The organism is Caballeronia sp. ATUFL_F2_KS9A, assembly GCF_023630765.1.
GTDB lineage: Bacteria > Pseudomonadota > Gammaproteobacteria > Burkholderiales > Burkholderiaceae > Caballeronia > Caballeronia zhejiangensis.
On sequence record NZ_JALQEK010000007.1, the window covers coordinates 129459 to 153912 of the forward strand.

The window sequence follows — 24454 nt, forward strand, 5'->3', positions numbered from 1 at the left end:
CCCGGTTTCACGCCGGTTTGTCCTAACGATCAGAAAGAGCGAAACGCGAGATTTTCGTCGCCGGGGGCGGACCGATGCTTCGCATCCCGCTTTTGGACTTCCCCCGGCGACGTCTTTGCGATTTTTTACGTATCGCGCTCAGCGGCCGCGCGAGCGATTACGCGCGCCCCGGCCCGCGCCGCCGGCTTTGTTCTGGCCAGCGCCCTGCTGTCCGCCGCCCTGGCGATTGCCCCGCGGTGCGTTGCCACCGGCGGCACGGTTGCCGGCGCCGCCCGTGCCCTGCGGACCGCCGCCTTGCGGACGCGCGCCGCGCGGACCCAGCCGTGCGCCGTTAGCGCGATTGCCGTTGGGCTCGTTGCCGATGCGGTTGCCGTTCGGCTCCCGGCCGCCGCGACGGCCCATGCCGCCCCCGTTGCCTGCATTGCCCGTGTTGCCGCCGAATCCGCCCATGCCGCCGAGCCCGAAGCTGCCCGACACACCGCCCGGCTGGCCGCGCCGGCCGCCGCGTCCCGGCGTCTGCTGCTGCGTCATGCGCGAGTGCGAGCTCAGCACCGGCTCGCGCGTGATGAAGCCCATCGACGTCTGCATCGGATCGGGTTGCACACGCGGCGCGGCGCTGCGTCCGCCCTTCTCGGCCGTCGGCAATTTCAGCCCGACCGACGCCATCAGGCTGCGCACCTGATTGTCCTCGAGCTCTTCCCAGCGGCCGCGCTTCAGGCCGCGCGGCAGCGCGATCGGACCATGACGCGTGCGGATCAGGCGGCTCACCATCAAGCCGGCCGCCTCGAACATACGACGCACTTCGCGATTCCGGCCTTCCGCCAGCGCGACGTGATACCAGTGATTCGTGCCTTCGCCGCCGCCGTCCTGGATGCGCAAGAAGTTGGCGGGACCGTCGTCGAGCTCGACGCCTTTCAGCAGCTTCTGCTTCATCGCCTCGGACAGTTGTCCGACCACGCGCACCGCGTACTCACGCTCGACGCTGTAGCGCGGATGCATGAAGCGGTTCGCCAGATCGCCGGACGTCGTGAGCAACAGCAGGCCTTCCGTATTGAAGTCGAGACGCCCGACCGCGAGCCATTTGGCGGTTTTCATCGACGGCAGCTTGTCGAACACGGACGGACGCCCTTCCGGGTCGGCATGGCTGACGATCTCGCCCGTCGGCTTGTGATACAGCAGGATGCGCGGCGGCTTGCTCGCGAGCTTGCGCTTGAGCGGCTTGCCGTTGATGCGCACCTGATCGGTCGGCATGATGCGCTGGCCGATATGCGCCGGCTCGCCGTTCACCGATACGCGCCCGGCGATGATCAACTCTTCCATGTCGCGCCGCGAACCCATGCCCGCATCCGCGAGCACCTTGTGCAGCTTCGGCGCGTCTTCGTCCGGTTCCAGCACGCGCTTTTGCGGTGCATTGCGGCCGCGTCGCAGCATCGGGGCGCGCACGCCGGCCGAACCGTTGTCGGCGTCGAAGGCCGGCGAGGTCACGTAGGCGAACACGTCGTCGACGGCTGCAGCAGCCGCGCTCTCGACGGTCGCCGGTCCCGCGTCGCTGCGCTTGCCGCGCTTTTGCTGCGGCGGATTCTTGCGCCGGCCGCCTTCGCGCGGCGCGGGCGCGGCGGCCTGTACGCCGGCCTCGTCCGCTGCTTCGACGCCGGTTTCGCCCGCTTCCGCGCGCGCGCTCTTGCGGCCGCGCGGACTCGCCCCTTCGCCCTTGCGCGGCTTCGCGCCCGGATCCTTGCGCGGGGTACGCACTTGTGCCGCCACGACGCCATCGGGCGGCGTCTCGTTGACGGCGCCCGGCGCGCCTGGCGCAGCGTCCGCGCCCTTGGTCTTCGCGACAGCGCGACGCCGTGCGATCAGGCTGCGCGGCCCGCGGCGCAATCCGCGGCGCGGACGGTCATCGCCCTCGCCGCCTTCATCGGCGCGGTCGGTGCGCGTGCTGTCGCCGGCATCGGCCGACTCAGGTGCGTCCGCGGCGTGCACGGGGCGCGCGGATTCAGGCGAATCGCTGTCGTGGGAGTGTGTCAAAACAACCTCAAATGTCGAATCGCGCGCCCGTCGCGGGCGCGTCAAAAAATCCGCTGACCGGTCCGGCTGGTCGTCTCGAAATAATCTTTATGGAGAGCCGGATTGCCAGATCAGGGGCCATGCAAATTGCGTCAGGCGCGGCGCGCCTTCGGTTCTTCGGAGTCGTCGTCCAGTTCGGCTTCGTTCGATGGACTCGCATCTCTTTCGTCTTCACGCGGCATCGGAACGGGCGCATCGTGCGCGGTGCCCAAAGGCTGTGCGTGAATCCCGGCTGTCGACGCGGCGCGCTCGTCCAGCGCATCCGCACGTTCCGTTCCGAGTCTTTCCTGCTGTTCTTCTGTCTGTTCTTGCTCCGCCGGCCCGGCGGCCGCGCGCTCATCGGCCGAAGCGTCGGGTTCGGCGGATTCCGCCGATTCCAGCGCTTCAACGGCGAAGACCTGCGCCGGGGCGTCAGGTTCCCCGTCATTCGACGCTTGTGGCGTGGCCGGCGGCTCGATGCCCGCCGGCGGCGCATTCCCGGCGATGCTGTCGGGAAATTCGATCGAATGCTGCGCGAGCAGCGATGCTTCGAGCTGCGCCGACGGATTGTCCAGCGCGGGCAACTCGTCGAGCGCGGTCAGGCCGAGATCGTCGAGAAACTGCTTGGTCGTCGCGTACAGTGCCGGGCGGCCCGGCACGTCGCGATGACCGATCACCTCGATCCAGCCACGGTCCTCCAGTTGCTTCACGACCTGCGTGTTCACCGTCACGCCGCGGATCTCTTCGATATCGCCCCGCGTCACTGGTTGCCGATAGGCAATGATCGCCAGCGTTTCGAGTACGGCCCGCGAATACTTGGGCGGCTTTTCCGGGTGCAGCCTGTCGAGATAGGCCCGCATCGCGGGCTTGCTCTGAAAACGCCAGCCCGAGGCAAGCGCGACCAGTTCCACGCCGCGTCCCGACCAGTCGGCCTTGAGCGCTTCGAGCAACGTGCGAACGGTATCCGCCGAAATGTCGTCGGCGAACAGCTTGCGCAATTCATTCAGCCTCAGCGGTTCCTGCGCGCAAATCAAAGCAGTCTCGAGGACGATCTTCGCCTCTTGGGTATTCATGCAGCTTGGGTCAACCCTATATGGTCAATGATTCAATTCAAATCGAGCTTGCGCAGGACCGAACGCCACCAAAATGGTGCGAACGATAAAGCTGGACGCGGAGTTTCAAGACGCGCTCGCCCGATTGTAATCGGTCATATTGATTGGGAGCACGCACCGGGGAGAGGCGTAAAGGGCGATCGGTGAGCGAACGCCGGGCCATCCAGCCGGACGAGGTGGCGCTTTCCTAGGCGAAAGCGCGTGACTGAGCGCCATATTACGCAAAAACAACCGGGGCGTAAAGGTGATCGATTGATCGGCGCCCGGACTCACTCGACGCCGGTCGTGCGCGGCCGACGTCGATCGGCACGGCTCAGGCGACGCCGCGCGCCGTCAGGAATCGCTGCAGGCGTTCGACGCCCGCGTCCAGCCGTGCGGGATCGCACGCGTAGCACCAGCGCACGAAGCCTTCGCCTTCCGGGCCGAACGCGCTGCCCGGCGCAAGTCCGAGACGGGCTTCGCGCACCAGCGATTTGCCCAGTTCGAGGCTGTTTTGCGCGCCCGGTAGCGAGAAAAACAGGTACATCGCGCCGTCGGGCGTGCGCACGTCGACGCCCTCGATCGCCTGAAGCGCCCGCACGAGATGATCGCGGCTTGCACGCAGATCCGCGACGAGCGCCTGAGTAAAGCGCTCGCCCTCTTCCACCGCGACGACGCCCGCCTGCTGCACGAACGACGGCGCGCACGACGTGTTGTACTCGACCAGCTTGCCGAGATCGTCCATCAGTTGCGTCGGGGCGACGAGCCAGCCGAGGCGCCAGCCGGTCATCAGCCACGCCTTCGAAAACGAATTCACCGCGATCACGCGCTCGTCGCGCGCGGCGAGATCGAGAAAGGACGGCGCGACGCGAGCGTCATCGCCGTAGTACAGGCGTTCGTAGACTTCGTCCGCGACGATCCAGATTCCGTGACGGCGGCAATGCGCGAGCACGGCGCGCTGCTGATCGCGCGTCATCGTCCAGCCGGTCGGGTTGTTCGGCGAGTTGATCATCAGCATGCGCGTGTTGGGCGTGAGCGCCGCGAGCAGGCGGTCGAGATCGAGCGTCCAGCCACGCGGGCCGTAAGTCAGCGAAACGGTATCGACGCTCGCGCCGAGGATTTTCGGAATCTCGACGAGATTCGGCCATAGCGGCGTCACGGCGACGACGCGATCGCCCGCACCGACCACGAGTTGCGCCGCGAGCATCAGCGCGTTCACGCCGGCGCTCGTCACGGCGATGTGCGCCGGCGTCGTCGCGCCGTGCAGCGCGCTCACGTAGCGGCTGAGCGATTCGCGCAGCGGGGCGATGCCGAGATTGTGCGTGTAGAACGTGGCGCCATCGGCAAGCGCGCGGCTTGCGGCATCGCGGATGAATTGCGGCGTCACGCGATCCGATTCGCCGAACCAGAACGGCAGCACATCGGCGACGCCGAAACCCGCGTTTGCGACCTCGCGGATCTGCGACGGCCTCAACGCCCGCACGGCGTCGCGCGCATTCGGCGCACCCGATGCGTGCGCGCCCGCCAATTGACTCAGTTCGCTGACCACCGCGCCTTCCGATTCACTCATCGCTCGCCCCGTCGTCTTGTCTTAAAAAAGAAGTCTAACGCGCGCGCCGTGATTTTCGCGATGAACGGAGGCTTATCCGAGGTCTTCCGCACGCGGCGGCAGCGAGGCGATCAGCGACCACACCGATTCCGCCGCGGGCGACAGCGAGCGATCGCGCCGCCGCACGAGCTCCACGGTCCGTTCGGCGCGCGGTTCGAGCGGCAACGCGACCAGCGACGAATCCGCCGGCAGCGGCAGCGCGAGCCACGGCAGCACGCTCACGCCGACGCCCGCTTCCACGAGCCCGAACACCGTCGCCGAGTGTCCGAGTTCCTGCACCACTTGCGCCTCGACGCCGTGCTCCTGCATGACGGCATCGATGATCGGCCGGCTGCCCGACGCGTAGTCGAGCATCACGAGCCGCTCGCCCGCGAGCGCTTCCCACGGCACCGCCGTCTCGCGCCCGAGCGGATGATCGCGCCGCGCGACGAGACAGAACGAATCGGTCATCACGGGTTCGCCGTGGAGTTCGTCGGAGGAAAACGGGCCGATCACGACGCCGAAATCGACCTCGCCCGACTTCACCTTGCGCAGGACATCTGACTGGACGTCGTCGCGCAGACTCAGCGTGATGAGCGGAAACTGCCGCAAGCACGACGCGATCACGCGCGGCATCAGCCGGCAGGCGACCGTCGGACTCGCCGCGACGATCACGCGTCCGCGGCGCTGCTGGCCGAGATCGCGCACCTCGCGCAGCGCTTCGTCCAGGTCGGCCAGCAGGCGCGACACCGTGCCGACGAGATTCACGCCGACATCGGTCAGCTGAACTTCGCGCGTCGTCCGGTCGATCAGCTTGAGACCAATTTCCCCTTCCAATTCGCGCACGCACCGGCTGACCGCCGACTGCGTGAGGCCGATTTCATCGCCTGCGCGGCTGAAGCTGCGCAGCCTCGATACTTCGATGAAGACGCGCAGTTGCCGCAACGTCACGTTCAATGGCGCGTTCATTCAGAATGCTCATCAATATCCACAATTCATGCTTGAATTATAGCGAGCATTGGTCTGACTCATGCCCGAACGCGCGTTTCGCTGCGGTGCAGCAAATCCTCACGACGCACGCCGGATGGGCCTATTGCACTTGATTGGTGATTGTCCCGATTTCTTAATCAGTGTGTTTCGGGTCTGATACGGGCCATGCTGGCATCGCGTCAGCCTACTGCCATGCGGGTTTCCCGGATTTAGCAACATGCATGGCACGGTTCTCGCATTTCATTGCGCACAGAGGTTGGAGCCATTCGCGGTTACATCGAACATCGTCCGCCGCAATCGCTCTGGCCTTTCCAGGTATTCGTTCATCGGATTCCGACCAGAGTGCGCGGCGCGGGGCAGCGCACCGGGGTTAGCTTCGCTGAGGTGAGATATGGTGCTGTTCGACGATTTGAGAGATAACGAGTGGGCGCTGGTTGAGGCGTTGTTCTGTTCCGAGCCGGCGCGCAGCGAACGGCGCGGCCGTCCGCGCGTCGAAGCGCGGGCCGTGGTCAACGCGGTTTTGTGGGTGCTGTCGACGGGCGAAGGCTGGTCGAAGCTGCCCGGACGCTACCCGTCCCCGCCGACCTGCCGCCGCCGCTTCGACGAGTGGCAGGCAGACGGCACGCTGGCCGAGATCGTGAAGCGCCTGTCCAGCAACGGCCGTGAAGTGTCGCTGCGCGGACGCATCGGTTCCAGCGCCGCCAAACCGCCCGCGCCGCCGAGCCGCGATCGCCTGCGTGGCGCGTTCTGGACGAACCCGGAATCGTGGCGCGCTCCGGCCAAGATGGCCTGAACGGTTCTTTGCATCGACCGAAGCCGGCGCTCGCTGGCTTCACCCAGACATTTCACCTCTCGCGCGGGCCGCGGCCTGCGCGAATCTTTCTCCTCTTTGCGTTGCCGCATTCGGATGTCGTAGCACAGTCGCGCGCACTGCGTCGTCGACGAAACAACTCTTTACGATTCCTTACAGCGCCCCGGCGGATCGCAGCATAGCTTGGTGATTAATCGAACAAGCCCCACGAAGGCTTCGAGGATTTCACCATGAAGGCATCGACTCTGCTCGCTCATGGCGCCTTCGTCGCGCTGACGAGCACTGCGGCGATGAGCCAGGCGCAGCCGCCACCTCCCGCATCCGACTTTCACGTCAGCACGAAGGCTTCGATGGCCGCGCCGCAGAATGCCGGCCGCAATCGCGATGCGACGCCGCCCGCGCCACGCGGCGACCTGCGCGGCGATATCGCGAGCAACGTGCGCGCGCGTCCCGATACCGAACGCGATGCGCGTTCACAACATCATTGAGTTCGTCTGAACGATGCGCGTTTGACGGAACCACTCCGGCGCGCGGCAGTCACACCTCGTGCCATGAGCACAGCATGGCGACAGTGAGATCCGGTATGCCCGTGTCGTTCGCGATACGGGCACTTTTTTGGGGTATTGCCGTTGGCTGCAGGCAGATTGTCGGCTCTTTCATCCGACGACAACGCTCCCTCGACCCATGCGTCGACTGTCGACCGCTGCCGGCCTCGCTGCCGACGTGTCCGGCAGTGCTAGACTCGCGCCTCCAGGACCGCTTCCTGACCACCGAACGTATAAGGTTCCATGCGGCGCAAGTCCCAGTCGCTGCCACGTTCGTCGCGCGAAAGACGCGTGAATTCGTGCTTGCCGCGTTCGGTCACGACCGCGATATCGACCGGTGCGTGAAATCCGGGCGCGGGCGCCACGGTGCGCTGCCGGGCGAGTTCGAGCAAACCGAGCGCGCGCAAGAGATCGAAAACGTTGGGGCGTTTCGCCCAAGGAACCTGACGATACTGCGCTCGGCGAAGTGCTTCGAGTACAACTTCGTTGGAATACGTGGTCATCTCGTTGTTTCTTCCTGTGCAGCCATGACGACGCTCGTGACGGTCGCAAGACGGTCCGCGACGTCGACTAAACGCGGCGCGCCGAATTCCGATTGCGACGAACGACTCGCAGCCGAATGTTTGGCCACCGCTTGCGTTAGGTGCTGCTTTCTATTACAAGCCCCCGTTGACAGCGCGCTAATCACGCGCTCTGCTGCGACATCCGCCGATGCGTTCCGAAGCACGCGATGACGGAACGAATTGCCCTTAAACCAATACGTTACCCCAATCAAATTGGTTCTATTCACTTTATTGCTGCTTTTTTTTGCGTTATTCGCACTATGGCGACGCCGCCGCATCCAGATTGCGATCATCGTGGCGGCGCTCGCATGGGCGATCGGCGCGGGATGGTTCGCAACGCCTTTGCTCGATCTCGCCCAGCACGGCTATCGTCACACGGACGTGCCTTCGTTCGCACCGAAGACGACGATCGTGCTGATGGGCGGCGGCACGCATCGCAGCGAAGCGGGGCTCGTTCCGAAGTCCAACGCGGTGCGGCGCATCGACGCCGTGGCAACGCTGTATCGCGAATGCCGCGAAACCGGCGCGTCGTGCAAGGTGATTCTGAGCGGCGGCGATCCGGAACATCACGGGCAGGCCGAAGCCGACAATTACGCGCCATACGTGCTTGCGCAAGGCGTCGCTGCGGACGACCTCGTGCGCGAGAATCAAAGCCTCAATACTTACCAGAACGCGCGAAACGTGGCCGGTATTCTCGGCCACGCACATGACAACCGTTTGATCGTCGTCACATCCGCGTATCACATGCGCCGCGCGTTGCGTGCTTTCGAGGCTTTCGGCTATGCGCCGGTGCCGTATGTGTCGGATGTATGGCCCACTCGCCCGACGTTCTTTCCCCGTGTGCGGGGCTTCACGAACAGCGAGCTCGCGATGCACGAACTCGTCGGGCTCGCGCGCTTCGACGTGTATCGCTGGCTGCATCTCTATTAGCGCCTCGTGATTCGGGAGCGAAGCGCATTGATAAGCACTGGAAAATAATTCGACGCTTGTGCTCGATCATGCGCGTCCGCTTTTCGGACAGACGCACGACACACCCTTGCCCGATTCAAGGCTTATGATTCAGGTTGTCTGATCGTCAGACGCGCGAGGTTAGCGGCTGACTTCCCGCACAGCGGGAGCGATTTTTGCTCAGACACAAGTGTCGTTCCAACGGATCGGACAGACGATTCCCAGGTTCCAACTGCCACTCGGAGGTAACAATGAAGAAAGTGTCCCTGGCTGTTCTGTTGTCCCTCAGCGCGGTCGCATCGGCCGCGTATGCCCAGAGCGATCAAGGCGTGACCATGAGCACCGATCCCGCCAAAATTGCTGATGTCGAGTCGCGCGCGCAGGCTCTGCAGTCGCGTCAGGAAAGCCAAAAGATGACCGAGCAGACGCCTTCTTCGCACAAGTCGATGCATCACAAGAAATCGCACAGCAAGCCGGCGGCCCCGAGCCAGTAAGCCGGTTCCCGCTGCAAGGCGCGGGGCCATTCACGCCGCGGTGAGTCGACGCATCGGCTCACCGCGGCGCGAGCAAAATCAGTTTCCCTGCTTCGCGCATTCAGGCGCGTTCGGCGCGATGCGTCACCCAGTCGCCGCCTTCGATGCACGGCAGCCCGGCAGCGGACGCAGCCCCGACGGGATAGATCAGGCAATCGACCCGATCCTTTCTCCCCTCGATTTCCACCTCCACATGCAGGCGATGCGAGCGGAATAAGCCTTCCACGCCCGGATACACATGTTCGATCTCGTCGAGCACGGGCACGAGCGCGTCCTCGATCCGGTAGACATCGCCGCGAATCGGCGCGCCCTTCTCATCGATCACGAGGCCCGGATAGTTGCCGAAGTCGAAAAGCTGACCCCGAACGTGGGCGGCACCGATCCATTCGGGCGTAGCGATGCCGTTTCGCGCGGCTGCGTGGTTGATATCGTTGGCCTCGCCCGCGCGCAGCGTGCCGTAGACAAAAACGTATTGCATTGGGAAAAACGCTCCTGTTGTCGCAAAAGGTGACGACGGGCATTATGCGCCGGGCAATATTCGCGGTGCGCCCGGGCGAGCGCTTTCGGCTACCATCGGCGCGTGGCGGTCGATGAATCCGGCCGCCTGCAACCATCAACTCGAGCGAACATGGCCACCTTTGTCGAATCGAACTCGTCGGGCGAAGAAGTCGAGCATCTCGACATTCCCGTCGAGCATTCGCCGACGCTCGATCATCCGATTCGCGTGCGCTCGCGGCCCGTTCCCTACGGCGTGCGGATCGCGCTGCATACGCATCCGTGGGCGCAGGTCGCCTATACGTCGCGCGGGGTCTTGCGTGTCGCGACAGCGGATTCGACTTGGATGGTGCCGCCTTCGCGCGCGATCTGGGTGCCGCCCAATGTCACGCACGAGGTCGTGATCGTCGAGGACGCTTATCTGCGGACGCTTTACGTCGACGCGAGCGTCGTGCCGGCGGGTCTCGGCGCGTGTCGCGTCGTCGAGGTGTCGCCGCTTTTGCGCGAAGTCATCGCGGCGCTCGATGAAGAACCGATTTCGCGTCAGCGCGAGCGACTGCTGGGCACGCTCGCGCTCGATGAAATCATCCGCTCGCAGCCGCTGCCGCTCTCCGTGCCGATGCCGAACGAGAAGCGCCTGCGCGCCCTGTGCAACGCCGTGCTCGCCGATCCGTCGCATTCCGATCTGGAGCGGTGGTCATCGGAGGCCGGCGCGAGTTCGCGCACCATCGCGCGGCTTTTCAGACGCGAACTCGGCGTGAGCTTTTCCCAGTGGCGTCAGCAGGCCGTTCTTGCGCGCGCCATTCCGCTGCTCAGCCAGGGCCGTCCGCTCGCGCAAGTTGCGCGTGAACTGGGCTATCAGAGCCAGAGCGCATTCTCCGCGATGTTTCGCCGTGCGTTCGGCGAAAGCCCGCGCGCATTTTTCGCCCGCGATGGCCGCGACGAGCGCGACATCGACGGCTCTTAGCGCGTGTGCGCGCTCTCTTCAGACGCGCCGCACCATGTGCCGGATTGCGCCGAGCTGCGCGAGCCGCGGTCCGGCCGGCCGGTATCCGAGCCGAATGTAAAGACGCGCCGCGGGGTTATCGACGAACACGCGCAACTGACATTCGGCGAGCCCGCGCGCCCTCGCCCATCGATGCGCCGTGTTGAGCAGAAAGGTCCCGGCGCCGTGTCCACGATAGCCCTTCGCGATCTGCACGTCGCGAATATGCAGCGAATTGTCTTCCTCGGTGACACGCATGACGCCAATGGGAACGCCATCCGCCTGCAGGATGAAATTTTCGGACTCGCGCCAGCTGGAAAGGAAAAGATCGCCGCGCCACACGAGATTGTGACGCCGATAGTAGCCCACCATGTTGTCGTGCGTGAGCGCTTCGGCGAAGGCGAAGTCCGCCATGTTCGCCTGGCGCAGTTGATAGAGCGAGAGGTCTTCGGTCGGGTCGAGCATCGCACGGGCACGAGAAACAGGTGCCTAAACACTAAGACAGTGTGCGCGGGCTGGCAATGGCCATTATCACGGTCGAATGCGCAGGGAACGCGTACGAAAGGGAATCGGATATGGCGAGCGGCGGAAAGCGGGCAAAAAAAATCCAGCCCGAAGGCTGGATTTCCTTAAAACAACTTGGCGGAGCGGACGGGGCTCGAACCCGCGACCCCCGGCGTGACAGGCCGGTATTCTAACCAACTGAACTACCGCTCCACTTCTTTTCATCGTTCACAGTGTCACTTGTGAACTTGCAGCGCTTTTGACTAGCAGCCGCCGATGTTCTGGCGTCCCCTAGGGGATTCGAACCCCTGTACTCACCGTGAAAGGGTGATGTCCTAGGCCTCTAGACGAAGGGGACTTTAACTTCTGCACACCCTGCGGCGAAAAAAAACCGGCTCTCATTAGCCGGAGCGTTTCTGCTCGCAAGTGTTGGCGGAGCGGACGGGGCTCGAACCCGCGACCCCCGGCGTGACAGGCCGGTATTCTAACCAACTGAACTACCGCTCCACTTCTTTTCATCCGTTCACAGTGTCACCTGCGAACTTGCAGCGCTTTGTACTAGCAGCCGCCGATGTTCTGGCGTCCCCTAGGGGATTCGAACCCCTGTACTCACCGTGAAAGGGTGATGTCCTAGGCCTCTAGACGAAGGGGACAGAAACTTGTGATTCTGTCTTTACTACTGCTCCGCTGATCTACTTGCCGCCGATCAGCGAAGACCGAAATTCTATACAACTTCGTGTTACTTGTGAAGTATTTTTTGCGACTTCCGTTTCCGGAGAACAAGCTTCGCACTACTTCAACTGCTTTCTGCTGTTCTTGGTGGAGGTAAGCGGGATCGAACCGCTGACCTCTTGCATGCCATGCAAGCGCTCTCCCAGCTGAGCTATACCCCCTTGCAGAACAGAAACGAGATTGTATAGGGCGTTTTCGAAGTTGTAAATACCCTCTGACGACTTCAGTGAAACTTTTTGCCTCGACAGACGCCGATGCGCGCAATGGATCACGCCCCGCGATCCATTGCGCGGACCTCAACCCGCCGCCTTTTCCAGACGCGCCAACACGACATCGCGTCCGAAGAGCATCAGGACGGCATCGATCGACGGCGTGTGGGTCGTGCCCGCGACCAGCAGGCGCACCGGCATCGCGAGTTGCGGCATTTTCAGCTTGTGCGCGGCGAGCGTCGCCTTGAGCGCGGCCGCGATCGCTTCCTTGGTCCACTCGACGTTCGCGAGCGCCGCACGCAGGTCCGCGATAGCCGGACGCACCGCATCGGTGACGTGCTGCGCGAAGGCGTCCGCATCGATCACCGGCTCACGATAGAACATGGCGGCGTTATCGGCGATTTCCTTCACCGTCGATGCGCGGTCCTTCAAGAGCCCGATCACCTGATCGAGCGGCGCGCCGCCGTCGATCGCCGCGGCATCGATACCGGCCTGCAGCAGGAACGGCTTCGTCAGCTCGGCGAGACGCGCGTTGTCCGCTTCCTTGATGTAGTGCGCGTTGAGCCAGTTCAGCTTGTCGTGGTCGTACTGCGCGGGCGACTTACCGAGATGCTCGAGATCGAACCATTCGACGAACTGCTCGCGCGAGAAAATCTCCGCATCGCCATGCGACCAGCCTAGGCGCGCCAGATAGTTGACCACTGCTTCCGGCAGATAGCCATTGTCGCGATAGCCCGTCACGCTCATCGCGCCGTGGCGCTTGCTCATCTTCTCGCCCTGCTCGTTCAGCACGGTCGGCAGATGCGCGTACACCGGCACCTCGCCGCCGAGCGCGCGCAGAATGTTGATCTGGCGCGGCGTGTTGTTGACGTGATCGTCGCCGCGAATCACATGCGTGATCTTCATGTCGAGATCGTCGACGACCACGCAGAAGTTATACGTCGGCGTGCCGTCGGGGCGCGCGATCACGAGGTCGTCGAGTTCCTCGTTCGAAATTTCGATGTGGCCTTTCACCGCGTCGTCCCATGCGACCGTGCCCGAGAGCGGATTGCGAAAGCGCACGACAGGCTTCACGCCTTCCGGAACCGGCGGCAGCACCTTGCCCGGCTCGGGGCGCCACGTACCGTCGTAGCGCGGCTTCTCGCCCGCGGCGCGCTGACGCTCGCGCAGCGCGTCGAGCTCTTCCGTCGACATGTAGCAGTGATACGCGAGCCCCTTTTCCATCATCTGCGCGATGACCTCGCGATAACGGTCCATGCGCTGCATCTGATAGAACGGGCCTTCGTCGAAATCGAGCCCGAGCCACGCCATGCCTTCGAGAATCGCATCGACCGACGCATCGGTGGAGCGCTCGAGATCGGTGTCCTCGATGCGCAGCACGAAAGTGCCCTTCATCTTGCGCGCGAACGCCCACGGATAGAGCGCGGAGCGGATGTTGCCGAGATGGATGAAGCCGGTCGGACTCGGAGCGAAGCGTGTGCGGACTTGGGTGGTCATTGCTGTTTACTCGATGAATGGCAGTGCGCCAGGCGCTGAAATGCCGCGCAAAATGAGACGAAATTATACTCGCCGCCCGCTTCGCGCCGGTCCGCGCGCCTTTTGTTTTATGATGTGCGCGCTTTTCAAGATCTCCCCGACCGCCCGCATCGACGGGCCTGCCGGAACCCGCCGCACCGCTGGAGCACACTTTGAGTTCATCGTCACCCCGTCTTTCGCGCCGCGCGTTTTCGCTCGCGGCCGCGTCGTCCGTTCTCGCCGCCTGCACCACCACGAGCGGCGGCAATTCAGGCGAAACGGCAATCGTCACGCCGCCGGCGCCGCCGAAGGCAGAACCGCAACAACCGATGCGTATCGGGCTCGCGCTCGGCGGCGGCGCCGCGCGCGGCTTCGCGCATATCGGCGTGATCAAGGCGCTCGAGGCGCGCAACGTGCGCGTGGATCTCGTCGCGGGCACGAGCGCCGGCTCGGTCATCGCGGCGCTGTACGCATCGGGGATGAGCGGCATCGCGATCAACAAGCTCGCCCTCACGATGGACGAAGCCTCGATCAGCGACTGGGCGATGCCCTTTCGCGCGCGCGGCATCCTGCAAGGCGTCGCGCTGCAGAACTACCTGAACAGGACGCTCGACAACCGTCCGATCGAAAAGATGGCGAAGCCGCTCGGCATCGTCGCCACGGATCTGAAGAGCGGCCAGCCGATTCTCTTTCAGCGCGGCAACACGGGCGTCGCTGTGCGGGCGTCGTGCAGCGTGCCGTCGATTTTCGAGCCGGTGAAGATCGGCGATCGCGAGTATGTCGACGGCGGGCTCGTGAGTCCGGTGCCAGCGGCGTTCGCGCACAAGATGGGCGCGGATTTCGTGATCGCGGTCGATATTTCGGCGCGGCCGGAAAGCGGGCTGACATCGAGCTCGTTCGACGTGCTGATGCAGACCTTCACGATCATGGGCCAGACCATCAAGGCCTACGAGCTCGACAAATACGCGAACGCGGTCGTCCGCCCCAACCTCAACGCGATGAGCAGCAGCGATTTCAGCCAGCGCAATGCATCGATTCTCGCGGGCGAGGAAGCCGTCGCCAAGATGTGGCCGACGTTGCAGCGACAGCTCGCGGAGCGCGGCGCGAAGGTCTGAACTTCTGCAATGCGAAGCATCGGCGCAAAAGAATGCCCGCAAAACAAAACGGCGGCTTCTCACGAAGCCGCCGTCATGGCGAATCAGAACCGGTCAGTAGTCCGCGTCCTCGATCCAGGCCGCCTGGATTGCCTCGAGAATCTTCTCGTTGGACTTTTCGGGATCGTCGTCGAAACCGTCGAGTTCGGTGATCCAGCGATGCAGGTCAGTGAAACGCACATATTGGGGATCGACATCCTGATGCGCGTCGGTGAGTGCCATCGCGATCTCCTGGGTATCTGTCCACTTCATGGGCGAGCCTCCTGTCAGTGATTTTCTTTGGCGTGATTGATGGAGTAGCGCGGGATCTCGACCACCAGATCCTCGTCGGCAGGCACCATTGCCTGACATGATAACCGCGATGTCGGTTCGAGACCCCACGCTTTATCGAGCAGATCGTCCTCGTCTTCCTCGGACGGCTCGAGCGCGTTGAAGCCCTCGCGAATGATGACGTGGCACGTCGTGCACGCGCACGATTTCTCGCAGGCGTGCTCGATCTCGATGCCGTGATCCAGCAGATTGTCGCAGATGCTCTTGCCGGTGTCGGCGTCGATCACCGCGCCGTCCGGGCAAAGCTCCACGTGAGGCAGCACAACGATTTGAGGCATGTTTCGTATTTCTCGAATAGGATGATTTAGACGTCGTCGAGCTTGCGGCCCGCGAGCGCGCGGCGGATGCTCTTGTTCATGCGGCGCGCGGCGAATTCATCGGTGCCGGTGGCGAGCGTCTTCGTCGCATCTTCGATCTTCTCGACCGAATCGCCGTTCGCGAGCGCCGCCAGTTCGGTCACGAGCGCGACGATTTGCGCGCGTTCATCGTCGTCGAGCAGTTCGCCGTCAGTTTCGAGCGCAACGTGCGTCGCTTCGATGAGACGCTCCGCTTCCACCTGCGCCTCGCGCAACGCACGCGCGCGCATGTCCGTCTCGGCGGTCTTGAAGCTCTCTTCGAGCATGCGGGCGACTTCGTCGTCGGCGAGTCCGTACGACGGCTTCACGACCACCGACGCCTCCACGCCCGACATCTGCTCGCGCGCGAACACGGACAAGAGACCGTCCGCGTCGACCTGATAGGTCACACGAATGCGCGCCGCGCCCGCCGCCATCGGCGGAATGCCGCGCAACTCGAAGCGCGCGAGCGACCGGCAATCGGACACGAGTTCGCGCTCGCCCTGCACGACATGGATCGCCATCGCGGTCTGGCCGTCCTTGAAGGTCGTGAAATCCTGCGCGCGCGCGGTCGGGATCGTCGAATTGCGCGGGATGATTTTCTCGGTGAGGCCGCCCATCGTTTCGACGCCGAGCGACAGCGGAATCACGTCGAGCAGCAGCCAGTCGTCGCCTTCGCCGCGACGGTTGCCCGCGAGCAGATCGGCCTGAATCGCAGCGCCCAGCGCGACGACCTGATCTGGATCGAGATTGATGAGCGGCGGCTGGCCGAAGAACGTTTCGACCGCGCGGCGGATCACCGGCATGCGCGTGGCGCCGCCAACCAGTACGACGCCCTTGATGTCCTTCGCGGCGACCTTCGCATCGCGCAGCGCCTTTTTCGTCGGCGTGAGCGTGCGCGCGACGAGCGCCTCGGTCAGCGCGGCGAACTCGGCTTCGGTCACGGCGACATCGATCTGCTGGCCGGTCGAGAGCGTCGCCTGGACGCGCGTTTCGTTCGTCGACGACAGCGCTTCCTTCGCGTTGCGAACGAGATCGAGCAGCAAGCGCACGTCTTCCGGCGCATCGACCGACACGCCCGCCGCCGTCAAGACGTGCCGATACAGCGCGTGATCGAAATCGTCGCCGCCGAGCGCGGAATCGCCGCCCGCCGCGAGCACTTCGAAGACGCCTTTCGTGAGCTTGAGAATCGACAGATCGAATGTGCCGCCGCCGAGGTCGTAGACGGCGTAGAGGCCTTCCGCGCCGTTATCGAGACCGTAAGCGATCGCGGCTGCGGTCGGCTCGTTGAGCAGGCGCAGCACGTTCAGGCCGGCGAGCTTCGCCGCGTCCTTCGTCGCCTGACGCTGGGCTTCGTCGAAATAGGCGGGCACCGTGATCACCGCGCCGACGAGATCCTCGCCGAGCGTGTCTTCCGCGCGATAACGCAGCGTCGCGAGAATTTCCGCCGATACTTCGACCGGGCTTTTCACGCCGTCGACGGTGCGAATCTGCACCATGCCCGGCGCGTCGATGAAATCGTACGGCGCGTTCTCCGCGCCCTCGACCTCGCTCTTGCCGCGGCCCATGAAACGCTTGACCGAGACGATCGTATTGCGCGGATCGATGACCGCTTCTTCCTTGGCGGCGCGGCCGATGCGCCGTCCGCCGTTCTCCAGATAGCGCACGACCGACGGCAGCAGCACGTGGCCGTCCTCGTCGGGCAGCGCTTCGGGCACGCTGCTGCGCACGGCCGCGACGAGCGAGTTCGTCGTGCCGAGATCGATGCCGACCGCCACGCGCCTTTGATGCGGCGCCGGCGCCATGCCGGGTTCTGAGATTTGCAGTAAAGCCATCGTTGGTCTTATGGGGTTGTATGCGGCGCGTTTGCCTTTAGTGTTCGAGCCGTTCGATCTGCGTGCCGATTTCATGCGCCACGCGTTCGATGAACATCAACTGACGCACGGCCTCGCCCGCCGCCTGATCCGACTTGCTGTCGATCAGCGCCTCGAGCTTGATGAAGCGAATGCGCTCTTCGTCGCGCAGTTCGTCGAGCAGCGCTTCGAGCGCACCGATGTTCTTCGCGTTCGCCGCATCCTCGATATTTTCGCGCCATTCCATCTGCTGCATCAGGAACGCCGGCTCCATCGCGGTGTTGTTCTCCGCGCCGACGTCGATGCCGCGCTGCGCGAGCATATAGCGCGCGCGCTTCAGCGGATCGCGCAGCGTCTGATACGCCTCGTTCGCGTGCGTGGCCCACTGCATCGCGAGACGCTTCTGCGCATCGCCGGCCGCGGCGAAACGGTCCGGATGCACTTGCGCCTGCACGGTGCGATAAGCGTCGTCGAGCTTCTGCTGGTCGACGGCGAAGGTCTGCGGCAGATCGAAGAGATCGAAGTGACTGTCGGTGAGCGTGGCCATGCTATGTCTGTGAATTCAGTGTGCGCGAATGAAAAAGGCGGCACGCGCCGCCTCTTTTGCCGATACCGCCGGCGTCATTCCCGTCAGACGCGGAACGATTCGCCGCAGCCGCATTCGTCCTTCGCGTTCGGATTGTTGAACTTGAAGCCTTCGTTCAGGCCTTCGCGGGCGAAGTCCAGCTCGGTGCCGTCGAGATACGGAAGACTCTTCGGATCGATCACGATCTTCACGCCCGACGACTCGAACACGGTGTCTTCCGGTGCGAGCTCGTCGACATACTCGAGCTTGTAGGCGAGGCCCGAACAGCCCGTCGTCCGCACGCCCAGCCGCAAGCCGACGCCCTTGCCGCGCCGCGTCAGATACTTCTGCACGTGTTGTGCCGCTTTATCCGTCAACGTGATTGCCATAGTCTTCGCTTCTCTCTTCGGGGCGCCGCCCCGGACGCCCGTCGTCACAATTACGCCGCTGCCTGCTTCGATTCAGCCGCTGCCGCTTCCGGCGCCGCGACGCCATGACGCTGCTTGTAGTCCGCAACCGCCGCCTTGATCGCGTCTTCCGCGAGGATCGAGCAGTGGATCTTCACCGGCGGCAGCGCCAGTTCTTCGGCGATCTGCGTGTTCTTGATGGTGAGCGCCTGATCCAGCGTCTTGCCCTTCACCCATTCGGTGACGAGCGAGCTCGATGCGATCGCCGAGCCGCAGCCGTAGGTCTTGAACTTCGCGTCCTCGATCACGCCATCCGCGCCCACGCGGATCTGCAGCTTCATCACGTCGCCGCACGCCGGCGCGCCGACCATGCCGGTGCCGACGGTGTCGTCGTCCTTCGAGAACGAGCCGACGTTACGCGGGTTTTCGTAGTGGTCCAGAACCTTGTCGCTATAAGCCATGATTCAAACTCTCCTAATATTCGGTGTCGCGTGGCGCTCAGTGGTCGCTTAGTGCGCAGCCCACTGGATGGTCGAGATGTCGATGCCGTCCTTGTGCATTTCCCAGAGCGGCGACAGATCGCGCAGTTTCGCGATCTTGTTCTTCAGCAGGTTGATCACATAGTCGACGTCCTGCTCGGTGGTGAAGCGGCCGACCGTGAAGCGGATCGAGCTGTGCGCGAGTTCGTCGTTACGGCCGAGCGCGCGCAGCACATAAGAAGGCTCGAGCGACGCCGACGTGCACGCCGAACCCGACGACACCGCGACGTCCTTCACCGCCATGATCAGCGATTCGCCTTCGACGAAGTTGAAGCTGATGTTGAGGTTGTGCGGCACGCGGCGTTCCATGTCGCCGTTGACGTACACCTCTTCGATGTCCTGCAGCCCCTTCAGCAGACGGTCGCGCAGCATGCGGATGCGCTCGTTCTCCGTCGCCATTTCCTCACGCGCGATGCGGAACGCTTCGCCCATGCCGACGATCTGATGCGTCGCGAGCGTGCCCGAACGCATGCCGCGCTCGTGACCGCCGCCGTGCATCTGCGCTTCGATGCGCACGCGCGGCTTGCGACGCACGTACAGCGCGCCGATGCCCTTCGGACCGTACGTCTTGTGAGCCGAAAACGACATCAGATCGACCTTCAGCTTTTGCAGATCGATTTCGATCTTGCCGGTGGCTTGCGCCGCATCGACGTGAAAAATGATGCCCTTCTCGCGCGTGATCTCGCCGATCGCCTCGATGTCCTGAATCACGCCGATTTCGTTGTTCACGCTCATCACGGAGACGAGGATCGTGTCCGGACGGATCGCCGCCTTGAACTTTTCCAGATCGATGAGACCGTCGTCCTTCACGTCGAGATACGTGACTTCGTAGCCTTCGCGCTCCAGCTCACGCGTGGTGTCGAGCACGGCCTTGTGCTCGGTCTTCACGGTGATGATGTGCTTGCCCTTGCTCTTGTAGAAGTGCGCCGCGCCCTTGATGGCGAGGTTGTCCGATTCCGTCGCACCCGACGTCCAGATGATCTCGCGCGGATCGCAATTCACGAGCGCCGCGACGTTCTCGCGCGCTTCCTCGACCGCACGCTCCGCATCCCAGCCGTACTGGTGGCTGCGCGAGGCCGGATTGCCGAACTGCTCGCGAAGATACGGAATCATCTTGTCCACCACGCGCGGATCGACGGGGGTCGTCGCGCTGTAGTCCATGTAAATGGGCAGGTGGGGAATATCGTTGTTCATCAGTCGCTCCGGGAAAATCGGTCAAAGCTCTTGGCTGGGACGCTTTCGTCTGCGCGCGCGGCTCGCGCCGGCGCGGTTTATGTCATCCGGCCAGATTGAAAATGGAATTCGGCCCCTTGGGCACGACACGCGCGGCCTCGACGCCAGCCGATTCCGCGCGCCGGTCGCGCAGCACCGCCGACGAACCTTCGCGCGCACGCTGCTGGTCGACCAGATCCTTCAACGAGACGGAATCGAGATACTCGACCATCTTCTGGTTCAGTGTCGCCCAGAGCTCGTGCGTCATGCAGTGGCCGTCGTGCTGCTTCGTGCCTTCGCACGTGCCCTTGCCGCCGCACTGCGTGGCGTCGATCGGCTCGTCGACCGCGATGATGATGTCGGCAACCGTGACGTTCTCCGCGCGGCGCGCGAGGTTGTAGCCGCCGCCCGGTCCGCGAACCGATTCGACGATCTCATGCCGCCGCAGCTTGCCGAAGAGCTGTTCGAGGTAGGAAAGCGAGATGCGCTGGCGCTGACTGATGCCTGCCAGCGTCACCGGGCCCTGCTCCTGGCGCAGCGCCAGGTCGATCATCGCCGTGACGGCGAAACGGCCTTTCGTGGTGAGTCTCATAATTGGGAGCTAACGCTAATACTCGATGGTTTTCGTCAAGTATAAATAGCCCACGTTTTTAGTCAAGTATCCGGGGCGAGATAAGTAGTCTTTTAACGCGTTTTTTTGGATCGCGCGGCCGCGCCGCCGCTCAGGCAGTCAACTGAGCGCGTAAGGCTTTCAGCAAGCCTTCACATGCGTCCTCGCATTGGTCGAGCACTTTTTCGAAGCCCTCTTCGCCACCGAAATAGGGATCGACCACCACGCGGCTGTCGTCGCGCGTCGCGAACTCCATCAGCAGGCGAATCTTGTCGCGGTGCTCGGACGGGCAGACTTCCGCCAAGGCGGCGGCGTTGGCGTCGTCCATGACGATGAACAGATCGAAGCGCGCGAAATCGGCCGCGGCGACCTGACGGCCGCGCAACTTCGACAGATCGTAGCCGCGCTTCTTCGCTGCCTTTTGCGCGCGTTCGTCCGGTGGCTCGCCGATGTGCCAGTCGCCGGTGCCCGCCGAATCGATCACGATGCGCTCAGCCAGTTTCGCGCGCTCGACGAGATCGCGCATCACCGCTTCCGCGCTGGGCGAGCGGCAGATATTGCCGAGACAGACGAAGCAGACCGCGATCGAGTTCATCTAAAGCCGGGAAAAGTCGTGATGTCCGGCGTCGATAGAAACAGCACCGGAATGCGTCCCGAATTATACAAAGGGGCACAAATTCTCGCCCACACGGCTCATTCCATCTTGCGCAACGCTTTCATCGCTCGTCCCGATGGATGTCGTGCGTGATGAAGCGCGACTCGCCGTTGGGCATGTCGAGCCAGTCGCGATTCGCAAGCGTGCGGCGCATATCGGAGAGACCGCTTTCCCAGTGTTCGCGCATCGTCGAAAAGCCGAACTGGTAGTCCTTGAAATGCCCCTCGTACTCTTTTTGCCGGTATATCAGGTGGATGATGTTGTAACGCTTCGAACATGCCAGTTGGGCGGCGAGCCTGCACCATTCGTCGCTCTCGCGGACGTCTTCGGGCACGAGATCGAGAACGTGCTGCAACACGTTACGGTAGCGCTGCGCGCGCTGCATCTGATCCGTGACGAGACGCGTGCGGCTCGAATACTGCACGTCCTTCACGCGCCCCATCACGTCGACGATGCTGTCGGGCACCGGCCCGCGCGCGCTCCACAGATCGACCTGGAAGGCGAGCGTGTCGCGGCGCGGCGTCGCCTGCGCGATTTCGTAGAGCGGCGTGTTCGACATGAGACCGCCGTCCCAATAGAACTGGCCGTCGATCTCGACTGCGGCGAAGCCCGGCGGCAAGGCGCCCGAGGCAATGAAATGCTCGGCGCGCAAGCGGATCTGCGTGTTGTCGAAATACGCGAAGTTGCCGGTCGCGACGTTCACCGCGCCTACCGACACGCGCGTTTCGCCGGAATTGATGCGGTCGAAATCGCAAAGCCGCTCGAGCGTGGCCTTGAGCGGCGTGGTGTCGTAATAGCTCGCGGTCTGCGGCGAGCTCGACGCGATCGGCGACGGCGGCGGAAAGCGCGGGATGAAAAATCCCTTCTGCCCTTCGACGATCGCACCGAAAGCCTGCATCGCGGTGAACGCCTTGCGGATTTCGTCGACGGAATCGAATAGCGCGCGCTCGAGGAACGCGGGCAACGGGAAACCGAACGCGGGCCGGCAGATCGTCTCCCAGAATTCAAGCAGACGCGTCACGCGATGCTCGGGCGCGTTGCCCGCGATGATCGCCGTGTTAAGCGCGCCGATCGAGATGCCGGCGATCCAGTTCGGATGGATGTCCGCCTCGTGCAACCCTTGATAGACGCCCGCCTGATAGGCGCCGAGCGCGCCCCCGCCCTGGAGCATGAGCGCGATCGTCTCGTAGGGAGGCAGGTGCACGCGGGCTTGCCGCCCGGCGGACGCCCGAGTCCGCGCGCTTTCCCGTCCTATGACTTCTTCGTTCTCGATTTCCGACATCCCGCGCGTTCTCCTTATTGCATGAACCAGCCGTGACTCACGACGAACGATTGCCCCGTCAGCGCCGCCGTTTCGAACGCGGAAAGGAAGAGCACGGTCTGAGCGACGTCCTCGACGGTCGTGAATACGCCATCGACCGTGCCACCGAGCATCACGCGCCTGACGACTTCTTCCTCGCTGATTTTCAACTCCTTGGCCTGCTCGGGAATTTGCTTGTCGACGAGCGGCGTACGCACGAAGCCCGGACAGACGACGTGCGAGCGCACGTTGTGCTTCGCGCCTTCCTTCGCCAGCACGCGCGCGAGGCCGAGCAGTCCGTGTTTCGCGGTCACATAGGCGGACTTCAGCGGCGACGCCTCGTGCGAATGCACCGAACCCATATAGATCACTACCCCGCCGCGATCGTCCTTGTACATATGCTTGAGCGCGGCTTTGGTGGTGAGAAACGCGCCGTCGACGTGGATCGCCATCATCTTCTTCCAGTCGGCGTACGCGTAGTTTTCGATGGGATTGACGATCTGAATGCCCGCGTTCGACACGAGGATGTCCACAGAGCCCAGTTCCGCAGCGACGCGATCGATGCCCTGATTGACGGCGTCTTCGTTCGTCACGTCCATCGCGATGCCGATAGCCTTGCCGCCCTTGCCGCGGATCTCTTCGGCGACCGCGTCCGCGCCCGCCTGATTCAGATCGGCGATGGCGACCGCCGCGCCCGCGCCGGCGAGCGTGAACGCGATAGCCTTGCCGATACCGCTCGCCGCGCCCGTCACGATCGCGGCCTTGCCGTCGAGCTTACCGTTTGATGACATGCGAACCTCCTATCCAGTGGGAAGACATCGGGTGTATGACAACATCCGTCGGCACGGCTATCAAGCTGGCCGTTCGGCATAGGAAAAGTCGGGCGAAACTCAGAACGCTTAGGCCATTCGGCCGACTGTTCATGAAAGTCCGGGAGCGGTTATTGTGCATGAAGGACGCAATGCGCCGCAGCACGCGCTGGGCGTCGTGAGTCATGCAGCGCACGGGGTCGGCTAGAATAGGCGCCCTTCCGCCGCACCTTTTCATTTTGCTTCTCGCGCCCGACGCGGGCCTCCTGTCATGCTCAGTTACCGTCACGCCTTTCATGCGGGCAACCACGCCGATGTGCTGAAACACGCGATCGTCATTCAGATGCTTCGCTATCTCGGCCAGAAGGACAAATCGTATTGGTATGTCGACACGCACGCCGGCGCCGGAGTGTATTCGCTCACCGAAGGCTTCGCGACGAAGAACGCCGAGTTCGAGACGGGCATCGGCAAGCTTTGGGATCGCGGCGACCTGCCGGCGCTGCTCGCCGACTATGTCGACGAAGTGAAGGCATTGAATCCCGATGGCGGTCTGCGTTTCTATCCCGGCTCGCCCTATCTGGCCTGGCGCACGATGCGCGAGCAGGATCGCATGCGGCTTTTCGAGTTGCACAGCACGGAAATCGACGTGCTGCGCCACAATTTCCGCGATGCCGGCCGGCGCGCGATGATCTACGAAGGCGACGGCTTCGACGGCATCAAGGCGATTCTTCCGCCGCCGCCGAGGCGTGCGCTCGTGCTGATCGATCCGTCGTACGAGGACAAGCGCGACTACGCCCGCACGATTACGTGCCTCGAAGAAAGTATCAAGCGCTTCTCGACCGGAACGTATGCGGTCTGGTACCCGATCGTCACGCGCCAGGAGTCGCAGCGTTTCGCCGATCAGCTGAAGGCGATCCAGCCGAACGGCTGGCTGCATGCGGCCCTCACGGTGAGGAAACCGCCGACGGACGGCTTCGGGTTGTTCGGCAGCGGCATGTTCGTAATCAACCCGCCCTACACGCTGGCGAAGGAACTGAAGGAATCACTGCCCTACCTCGTCGACGCGCTCGGCGAGGATGGCAACGCTTCGTTCAAGCTTGAACATCGCGCCGACTGAGCACGGTTTCGGG

The 24454-nt window shown here is 63.6% G+C and carries 26 protein-coding genes and 5 tRNA genes; 7 read left to right on the forward strand and 24 right to left on the reverse strand.

The window, feature by feature from the left end; genetic code table 11:
• Positions 1-138: 138 nt before the first annotated feature.
• The 4 genes from rluB to NCS67_RS07570 all read right to left on the reverse strand — a co-directional run bounded on the left by rluB (position 139) and on the right by NCS67_RS07570 (position 5682).
• Entirely contained in the window at positions 139-2028 is a 1890-nt protein-coding gene (gene rluB, locus NCS67_RS07555) for a 23S rRNA pseudouridine(2605) synthase RluB (RefSeq protein WP_250434859.1), read from the reverse strand.
• Between the two features lie 131 nt (positions 2029-2159).
• A complete protein-coding gene (scpB, locus tag NCS67_RS07560; protein WP_008349227.1) occupies positions 2160-3119 on the reverse strand; it encodes an SMC-Scp complex subunit ScpB in 960 nt (319 codons plus the stop codon).
• A gap of 352 nt (positions 3120-3471) precedes the next feature.
• On the reverse strand, positions 3472-4707 hold the full coding sequence (locus NCS67_RS07565; RefSeq protein ID WP_250434860.1) for a pyridoxal phosphate-dependent aminotransferase: 1236 nt from the start codon (positions 4705-4707) through the stop codon (positions 3472-3474).
• A gap of 72 nt (positions 4708-4779) precedes the next feature.
• Positions 4780-5682, reverse strand: coding sequence for a LysR family transcriptional regulator (locus NCS67_RS07570; RefSeq protein ID WP_008349225.1), 903 nt, complete (start codon positions 5680-5682; stop codon positions 4780-4782).
• A gap of 424 nt (positions 5683-6106) precedes the next feature.
• Here NCS67_RS07570 and NCS67_RS07575 point away from each other — a divergent pair, with 424 nt between their 5' ends.
• On the forward strand, positions 6107-6508 hold the full coding sequence (locus NCS67_RS07575) for a transposase (RefSeq protein ID WP_008349224.1): 402 nt from the start codon (positions 6107-6109) through the stop codon (positions 6506-6508).
• A gap of 248 nt (positions 6509-6756) precedes the next feature.
• On the forward strand, positions 6757-7014 hold the full coding sequence (locus tag NCS67_RS07580) for a hypothetical protein (protein WP_008349223.1): 258 nt from the start codon (positions 6757-6759) through the stop codon (positions 7012-7014).
• Between the two features lie 248 nt (positions 7015-7262).
• Here NCS67_RS07580 and NCS67_RS07585 read toward each other — a convergent pair whose 3' ends face one another.
• Complete coding sequence (locus NCS67_RS07585) at positions 7263-7574, reverse strand: hypothetical protein (RefSeq protein WP_008349222.1); 312 nt, start codon at positions 7572-7574, stop codon at positions 7263-7265.
• A gap of 354 nt (positions 7575-7928) precedes the next feature.
• On the opposite strand from NCS67_RS07585, the gene NCS67_RS07590 reads away from it, so the two are divergent.
• Positions 7929-8564 (forward strand): YdcF family protein, encoded by a 636-nt coding sequence (locus NCS67_RS07590; RefSeq protein WP_235366243.1) that lies wholly within the window; start codon positions 7929-7931, stop codon positions 8562-8564.
• A gap of 269 nt (positions 8565-8833) precedes the next feature.
• Complete coding sequence (locus tag NCS67_RS07595) at positions 8834-9076, forward strand: hypothetical protein (RefSeq protein ID WP_008349220.1); 243 nt, start codon at positions 8834-8836, stop codon at positions 9074-9076.
• A gap of 100 nt (positions 9077-9176) precedes the next feature.
• On the opposite strand, the gene NCS67_RS07600 is transcribed toward NCS67_RS07595, so the two are convergent.
• Positions 9177-9593, reverse strand: a complete 417-nt coding sequence (locus NCS67_RS07600; protein WP_034473211.1) for a gamma-glutamylcyclotransferase family protein — start codon at positions 9591-9593, stop codon at positions 9177-9179.
• A 150-nt stretch (positions 9594-9743) separates the two neighbouring features.
• On the opposite strand from NCS67_RS07600, the gene NCS67_RS07605 reads away from it, so the two are divergent.
• A complete protein-coding gene (locus NCS67_RS07605) occupies positions 9744-10577 on the forward strand; it encodes an AraC family transcriptional regulator (RefSeq protein WP_008349217.1) in 834 nt (277 codons plus the stop codon).
• Positions 10578-10595: 18 nt separating this feature from the next.
• Here NCS67_RS07605 and NCS67_RS07610 read toward each other — a convergent pair whose 3' ends face one another.
• The 7 genes from NCS67_RS07610 to gltX all read right to left on the reverse strand — a co-directional run bounded on the left by NCS67_RS07610 (position 10596) and on the right by gltX (position 13537).
• Positions 10596-11060, reverse strand: a complete 465-nt coding sequence (locus tag NCS67_RS07610) for a GNAT family N-acetyltransferase (RefSeq protein ID WP_008349215.1) — start codon at positions 11058-11060, stop codon at positions 10596-10598.
• Between the two features lie 175 nt (positions 11061-11235).
• Positions 11236-11312 (reverse strand) — tRNA-Asp (locus tag NCS67_RS07615).
• Positions 11313-11381: 69 nt separating this feature from the next.
• Positions 11382-11457, reverse strand: a tRNA-Glu gene (locus NCS67_RS07620).
• 72 nt (positions 11458-11529) lie between these two features.
• A tRNA-Asp gene (locus NCS67_RS07625) sits at positions 11530-11606 on the reverse strand.
• Positions 11607-11676: 70 nt separating this feature from the next.
• Positions 11677-11752 (reverse strand) — tRNA-Glu (locus NCS67_RS07630).
• A 164-nt stretch (positions 11753-11916) separates the two neighbouring features.
• A tRNA-Ala gene (locus NCS67_RS07635) sits at positions 11917-11992 on the reverse strand.
• A 135-nt stretch (positions 11993-12127) separates the two neighbouring features.
• Positions 12128-13537: a glutamate--tRNA ligase gene (gltX, locus tag NCS67_RS07640; RefSeq protein WP_244807395.1), complete on the reverse strand. Its 1410-nt coding sequence runs from the start codon at positions 13535-13537 to the stop codon at positions 12128-12130.
• 158 nt (positions 13538-13695) lie between these two features.
• Here gltX and NCS67_RS07645 point away from each other — a divergent pair, with 158 nt between their 5' ends.
• Entirely contained in the window at positions 13696-14670 is a 975-nt protein-coding gene (locus NCS67_RS07645) for a patatin-like phospholipase family protein (RefSeq protein ID WP_250439922.1), read from the forward strand.
• Positions 14671-14763: 93 nt separating this feature from the next.
• Here the strand turns inward: NCS67_RS07645 and iscX are convergent, their stop codons facing one another.
• The 11 genes from iscX to NCS67_RS07700 all read right to left on the reverse strand — a co-directional run bounded on the left by iscX (position 14764) and on the right by NCS67_RS07700 (position 23306).
• Positions 14764-14961, reverse strand: a complete 198-nt coding sequence (gene iscX / locus NCS67_RS07650; RefSeq protein WP_008349212.1) for a Fe-S cluster assembly protein IscX — start codon at positions 14959-14961, stop codon at positions 14764-14766.
• 14 nt (positions 14962-14975) lie between these two features.
• Positions 14976-15317, reverse strand: a complete 342-nt coding sequence (fdx, locus tag NCS67_RS07655; protein WP_250434862.1) for an ISC system 2Fe-2S type ferredoxin — start codon at positions 15315-15317, stop codon at positions 14976-14978.
• Between the two features lie 26 nt (positions 15318-15343).
• Positions 15344-17209: a Fe-S protein assembly chaperone HscA gene (gene hscA / locus NCS67_RS07660; RefSeq protein WP_250434865.1), complete on the reverse strand. Its 1866-nt coding sequence runs from the start codon at positions 17207-17209 to the stop codon at positions 15344-15346.
• 37 nt (positions 17210-17246) lie between these two features.
• Complete coding sequence (gene hscB / locus NCS67_RS07665) at positions 17247-17774, reverse strand: Fe-S protein assembly co-chaperone HscB (protein WP_250434867.1); 528 nt, start codon at positions 17772-17774, stop codon at positions 17247-17249.
• An 83-nt stretch (positions 17775-17857) separates the two neighbouring features.
• Positions 17858-18181: an iron-sulfur cluster assembly protein IscA gene (gene iscA / locus NCS67_RS07670; protein ID WP_008349207.1), complete on the reverse strand. Its 324-nt coding sequence runs from the start codon at positions 18179-18181 to the stop codon at positions 17858-17860.
• Between the two features lie 50 nt (positions 18182-18231).
• Positions 18232-18660: a Fe-S cluster assembly scaffold IscU gene (gene iscU / locus NCS67_RS07675; RefSeq protein WP_008349206.1), complete on the reverse strand. Its 429-nt coding sequence runs from the start codon at positions 18658-18660 to the stop codon at positions 18232-18234.
• Between the two features lie 48 nt (positions 18661-18708).
• On the reverse strand, positions 18709-19932 hold the full coding sequence (locus NCS67_RS07680; RefSeq protein WP_008349205.1) for an IscS subfamily cysteine desulfurase: 1224 nt from the start codon (positions 19930-19932) through the stop codon (positions 18709-18711).
• A gap of 82 nt (positions 19933-20014) precedes the next feature.
• Positions 20015-20542 carry a Fe-S cluster assembly transcriptional regulator IscR gene (iscR, locus tag NCS67_RS07685; protein WP_008349204.1) on the reverse strand — a complete coding sequence of 176 codons (528 nt, stop codon included), beginning with the start codon at positions 20540-20542 and terminating at the stop codon, positions 20015-20017.
• Between the two features lie 130 nt (positions 20543-20672).
• Positions 20673-21155: a low molecular weight protein-tyrosine-phosphatase gene (locus tag NCS67_RS07690; RefSeq protein ID WP_008349203.1), complete on the reverse strand. Its 483-nt coding sequence runs from the start codon at positions 21153-21155 to the stop codon at positions 20673-20675.
• A gap of 121 nt (positions 21156-21276) precedes the next feature.
• Positions 21277-22497 (reverse strand): DUF3734 domain-containing protein, encoded by a 1221-nt coding sequence (locus NCS67_RS07695; RefSeq protein WP_250434868.1) that lies wholly within the window; start codon positions 22495-22497, stop codon positions 21277-21279.
• A gap of 14 nt (positions 22498-22511) precedes the next feature.
• A complete protein-coding gene (locus NCS67_RS07700; protein ID WP_008349201.1) occupies positions 22512-23306 on the reverse strand; it encodes a 3-hydroxybutyrate dehydrogenase in 795 nt (264 codons plus the stop codon).
• Between the two features lie 289 nt (positions 23307-23595).
• On the opposite strand from NCS67_RS07700, the gene NCS67_RS07705 reads away from it, so the two are divergent.
• Positions 23596-24441: a 23S rRNA (adenine(2030)-N(6))-methyltransferase RlmJ gene (locus NCS67_RS07705; protein WP_008349200.1), complete on the forward strand. Its 846-nt coding sequence runs from the start codon at positions 23596-23598 to the stop codon at positions 24439-24441.
• The last annotated feature ends 13 nt before the right edge of the window (positions 24442-24454 follow it).

Coding starts and splice junctions, on each gene's coding strand:
- hscB (WP_250434867.1), bottom strand. CDS start 17,774: ATGGCCACGCTCACCGACAGTCACTTCGATCTCTTCGATCTGCCGCAG.
- hscA (WP_250434865.1), bottom strand. CDS start 17,209: ATGGCTTTACTGCAAATCTCAGAACCCGGCATGGCGCCGGCGCCGCAT.
- NCS67_RS07595 (WP_008349220.1), top strand. CDS start 8,834: ATGAAGAAAGTGTCCCTGGCTGTTCTGTTGTCCCTCAGCGCGGTCGCA.
- iscX (WP_008349212.1), bottom strand. CDS start 14,961: ATGAAGTGGACAGATACCCAGGAGATCGCGATGGCACTCACCGACGCG.
- NCS67_RS07580 (WP_008349223.1), top strand. CDS start 6,757: ATGAAGGCATCGACTCTGCTCGCTCATGGCGCCTTCGTCGCGCTGACG.
- NCS67_RS07610 (WP_008349215.1), bottom strand. CDS start 11,060: ATGCTCGACCCGACCGAAGACCTCTCGCTCTATCAACTGCGCCAGGCG.
- gltX (WP_244807395.1), bottom strand. CDS start 13,537: ATGACCACCCAAGTCCGCACACGCTTCGCTCCGAGTCCGACCGGCTTC.
- NCS67_RS07600 (WP_034473211.1), bottom strand. CDS start 9,593: ATGCAATACGTTTTTGTCTACGGCACGCTGCGCGCGGGCGAGGCCAAC.
- NCS67_RS07680 (WP_008349205.1), bottom strand. CDS start 19,932: ATGAACAACGATATTCCCCACCTGCCCATTTACATGGACTACAGCGCG.
- iscU (WP_008349206.1), bottom strand. CDS start 18,660: ATGGCTTATAGCGACAAGGTTCTGGACCACTACGAAAACCCGCGTAAC.
- NCS67_RS07705 (WP_008349200.1), top strand. CDS start 23,596: ATGCTCAGTTACCGTCACGCCTTTCATGCGGGCAACCACGCCGATGTG.
- NCS67_RS07700 (WP_008349201.1), bottom strand. CDS start 23,306: ATGTCATCAAACGGTAAGCTCGACGGCAAGGCCGCGATCGTGACGGGC.
- scpB (WP_008349227.1), bottom strand. CDS start 3,119: ATGAATACCCAAGAGGCGAAGATCGTCCTCGAGACTGCTTTGATTTGC.
- iscA (WP_008349207.1), bottom strand. CDS start 18,181: ATGGCAATCACGTTGACGGATAAAGCGGCACAACACGTGCAGAAGTAT.
- NCS67_RS07585 (WP_008349222.1), bottom strand. CDS start 7,574: ATGACCACGTATTCCAACGAAGTTGTACTCGAAGCACTTCGCCGAGCG.
- iscR (WP_008349204.1), bottom strand. CDS start 20,542: ATGAGACTCACCACGAAAGGCCGTTTCGCCGTCACGGCGATGATCGAC.
- NCS67_RS07605 (WP_008349217.1), top strand. CDS start 9,744: ATGGCCACCTTTGTCGAATCGAACTCGTCGGGCGAAGAAGTCGAGCAT.
- fdx (WP_250434862.1), bottom strand. CDS start 15,317: ATGCCTCAAATCGTTGTGCTGCCTCACGTGGAGCTTTGCCCGGACGGC.
- NCS67_RS07690 (WP_008349203.1), bottom strand. CDS start 21,155: ATGAACTCGATCGCGGTCTGCTTCGTCTGTCTCGGCAATATCTGCCGC.
- NCS67_RS07695 (WP_250434868.1), bottom strand. CDS start 22,497: ATGTCGGAAATCGAGAACGAAGAAGTCATAGGACGGGAAAGCGCGCGG.
- NCS67_RS07565 (WP_250434860.1), bottom strand. CDS start 4,707: ATGAGTGAATCGGAAGGCGCGGTGGTCAGCGAACTGAGTCAATTGGCG.
- NCS67_RS07575 (WP_008349224.1), top strand. CDS start 6,107: ATGGTGCTGTTCGACGATTTGAGAGATAACGAGTGGGCGCTGGTTGAG.